General features: G+C 43.1%; 2 protein-coding genes and 1 pseudogene. All 3 read right to left on the bottom strand.

Translation table 11 applies throughout. The features are described from left to right. Positions 1-26 precede the first annotated feature (26 nt). Positions 27-299 (bottom strand): annotated as a pseudogene (locus tag JGK36_RS33320) (RNA-guided endonuclease TnpB family protein); the annotation flags it as partial. 91 nt (positions 300-390) lie between these two features. Continuing rightward, the gene (gene ltrA, locus JGK36_RS33315; RefSeq protein ID WP_293187180.1) at positions 391-2208 is read right to left on the bottom strand and encodes a group II intron reverse transcriptase/maturase; all 1818 of its coding nucleotides are present in this window, start codon (positions 2206-2208) and stop codon (positions 391-393) included. Positions 2209-2685: 477 nt separating this feature from the next. Continuing rightward, entirely contained in the window at positions 2686-3867 is a 1182-nt protein-coding gene (locus JGK36_RS33310) for a transposase (RefSeq protein ID WP_293201347.1), read from the bottom strand. Positions 3868-3939: the final 72 nt, after the last annotated feature.

The raw sequence follows: 3939 nt of genomic DNA, 5'->3' as shown, positions 1-3939 counted from the left end.
ATAGCTGGTAAAAGTATAGTCATCTATTACATGACATGGGAGGCTTCCAGTCCCTCCCCTTTCGCTTTCACTTCGAGCGGATTGACCCGCCTTGGCTGAACTACGCAGCTCTCTATCCCATTGCCAAAGGCATTTGGGATTGCTTTTCTGAGGATGTTGTAAGAACCGTTAACATCGGAGTTAATTAATTGACCGACTGATGTTCTGTATAATCCTCTTTTGATTCGCCTGCCACTAAATACGACATCCAAAGCGCTAGTATGCCCGTACACAGGAATTGGATCTAGATTCAAGAAATTAAAGTCGGCGACCCCCTCACGAGAGCCGCCGCTCTCCAAAACCGTGCGTGAAAATTTCTCTTCACACGGCTCCTCAATGACTCGGTGATTGTCACTCATACCGCGTTACCAACATATCCTCTTTCCAGAACCATTCTGTACGTGAAGGTGGCTTAGGTTTAACACTTTTACAGCTAGATTTTGTACCCCGACTGCCATCTGTAGCAGTCTTTATATCGTGGCAATGCCTGTGAAGTAAGTCCCAGTTGTCATAAGAATCCTTTCCACCTTTCGATTTAGGAATTCTGTGGTCAACTTCCATGACATCTTCGTCTCGAAAATGTAATCCGCAGTGAGAACATTTACCCTTTTGAATCTTAAGAAGTGTTGTCACTCTTTTGGGACTTTCAGGGTGTTTTCCCATTCTTATACTCCAATACACCAGGTTTCCGTCGTATGGTGACGATTCGCCTTTAACTTTGGCATGGTCTATGATTTTTATTTGACCATGTTTACGTAACCGGAGAGGGTTAGTCCCTTCTTCCCTGATTGCGAATACCCAGTGATCATTGCCTATGGTTTGCCAGTATTTATTTGACACCCATGTTTTCGATTTGTGATGGCGATGATTTGCCCAAGCTCTGAGTTTTTGATACACCAGTGAGTCTAATTTATAGAAGACTTTGCTACTTGGAACCGTTCGGTAATAATTAGCCCACCCTATAATTAGAGGATTTAACCTCTTAATTAAATCTGATTGAGATTTGGCTTTGTGGATGTCTATTATTCTTGCGATTTCTTTGAGGTGTATCTTAACTTTTGTCGGGCTTGGGGTGATGATTGTGCTGAAACCCAGTAGTTCACCTTGGGGATTTTTCCCGCTAGTATATTTGCCAGATGGATATTGCCTGACTTTGAATCCCAGGAAATCAAATCCTGGAGACTGTCCATCATGGCTGCTCATTGTGTGAGCTATCCTTGTTTTACTGAATTTTAGCTCCAAACCCATGCCTTTTAGCCATTCAGAGATTATCTCTTTACACTTTTGAACAACGGTTAAATCTTCGTGGAGAATTACGAAGTCATCGGCGTATCTTATTAAGGATATGCTTTTACATTTTTGTTGCCAGCTTACTTGCCCTTTTCCTGTTGACTTTTTGATGTCCAAGGTTTTGGCAAATTCCTTAATTCGATGTTCCATCCCGTGGAGAGCTATATTAGCCAGTAGTGGAGAAATAACTCCACCCTGTGGCGTACCCTCAAGTGTTGGAAACAACTGCTGTCCGTCCATCACCCCCGCTCTGAGCCATGCCTTGATTTGGCGGCGCAAAAGCGGGAATGTATTTAATTTTTTAAGCAGTGCTTCATGGTCGATTTTGTCGAAGCATTTGGCGATGTCCGCATCTAGCACATATTTTTGCTTATACCTAATCGCATTAAATATTGCCCCGATAGCATCTTGGCACGAGCGTCCAGGTCTGAACCCATATTGGTTCGGTTCAAATCGCGCTTCCCATTCTGGTTCTAATGCCAGTTTAACAAGCGCCTGCAATGCCCGGTCTTTCATTGTTGGGATTCCTAAAGGTCGCTTCTCTTCTGTACCAGGCTTGGGAATCCATACTCGCCTGGTTGGGCTGACCTTTGAACTCAGGTTTATATTACCTATTAGGTCAAGGCGTTGCTTTGGGGTTAGTGATTTGACACCATCCACACCTGCCGTCTTTTTTCCTTTGTTATCCTGAGTAACCCTACGAACCGCTAAGCATTTTGCAGCCCAGGACTTCATCAACAACTTTTGGAGTCTGCGAAGCGCCTTAATATCACCACGATTGGCGGCTTGATAGATTCTTTTCTGCAACTTGAACACAACTCTTTCCAGCTTTCGCCAAGGAGTCTTGTTCCATTCATACATCGGTTTTACCGTGCTCATGACTTTTATATTGCTACTGGAGGCTCTATCTTCCGAGACACCGTGGGTCTGTCTGCATATCTCCCTCGTTACAGGGGAGCTTTCGCTTTTGACCCAATCTCTCCTTGCCGTTGCATCCGGTTAGCACCTACTCTGAAAATCGACTTTTCCAGAGAGCAAACGGTAGGTTATTTCGTTCCTGTTCGTCTTTGTTTAGAGCTTTTAGGGTGGTACTTTCCACCGGGTTTATTACAGAGTGCTTGGTTGGTCAAACAAACAATTGCCAACCCTGTGGTAAATTGAAGGTAGAATCCCTTTATTACCAATCCTTGCCCTTTTGGGACTCCCAGCGTATCAACCTGTTTCGCTGGTTATCTCTCACGATGGTTCGGATGTACCTTTGCTTTTGCTACCCATAAACTCCTGCTCAACGGGATTCTAGAATAGGTTTTCCAGTTACCGCTTTTTCACCCCGCTTTACGGATTGATGGCTAATCGCTACCGTAGGGGTGATGCTTTCACCGCAGCACCAGCGGGATGGGACTTGAACAGTGTTCTCACCCACAAGACGAACAAGTTGTCATCTAACAAGGGATTAAAGTGCGAACTCAATCCATATTGGATTACCTTATTAGAGCCTGAATTCCCCCCATTTCTGGGTTTCTTCAGAACGAAACGCACATTCGACTTAGACGTGTAAGATTCTTCTTGAACAATCACCTTAATTCCCACCAATCGAGCCTTGTATTCCAACATCTCAATTAATCGAGCGTGAGGAATGCTGACAAAGTTTTGATTAGTTCGTTTTCCCAGGTTAATTTCAGTTTTCCACTGTGCATTTTTGCCAATTACTAGCGTCCCAATTTGATTTGCCGTCAGAAGTTCGACTATTAATCGACTTGTGTGATGCAAGTAATTATCGACTTTTTGGTTGCGACAGCGGGTTAAGCGTTGAAGCCGGGGTGAGGTTTTGCGCTCCCCTTTTAGTTGGGATTGCAACTGCGAAGAACGTTTGTTGTAGAACTGGTTAATCGATTTGAGTGGTCGCCCGTTAATCAAAAGAGGGATAAATCCCGGTTGATTTGAAGTTAGCGCCACTAAATTGTCCAGTCCCAAATCAATACTAGCTACGAAGTTGTTACTGCTAGCGGTGGACTCCGGTTCATCGTAAATTACCTCAATTACATAAGCATCGCATTTGGGAACCAATCTAACTTGACAAATTCGTTCGGGATTTACTTTGGTTTTGATTAAAATCTCAGTACCTGACAGTTTAATAATTCCATTTTTCAACTGCCTGCTGCTTATTGCTTGAATCGTATAAACCAGGATATTTCGACCTTTGACTTTATCTTTGTACTTAGGTAGTTTTGGACGACCCGTAAATTTAGAGGCATCTTTTTTGTAAGCTTTGAGAGCTTCAAAAAACGATTTCCAGTTTTTGTCTAACAACATCAAGATTTGCTGGCTAACCTTGGCAGGCATTGCCTTGTAAGCTGCGTGAGATTTCATCAAGCGATTCATTTCGTTGTAATTGACATAGCCCCATCCATAAATGAAACTTTGACGAAGGACATAATTGGCAGCATTGTAGAGATTCTTCGATTTAAAAGCTAGTTCGTCAATTTGGACGAAACGGCGTTCTTTCGATTTAATGATGTGACGTTCTGTTAGCTGCATTCTCAACCTCCTGACCACATAATACCATGCTTGATTACTTATGCTTACAAACTGAATGAAGTTTTACAATAC

Origin of the sequence: Microcoleus sp. PH2017_35_SFW_U_B (genome assembly GCF_020737865.1) — a bacterium.
Lineage (GTDB): Bacteria > Cyanobacteriota > Cyanobacteriia > Cyanobacteriales > Microcoleaceae > Microcoleus.
The sequence above is the reverse complement of the archived record's forward strand: the minus strand, read 5'-3'. Positions and strand labels throughout refer to the sequence as shown.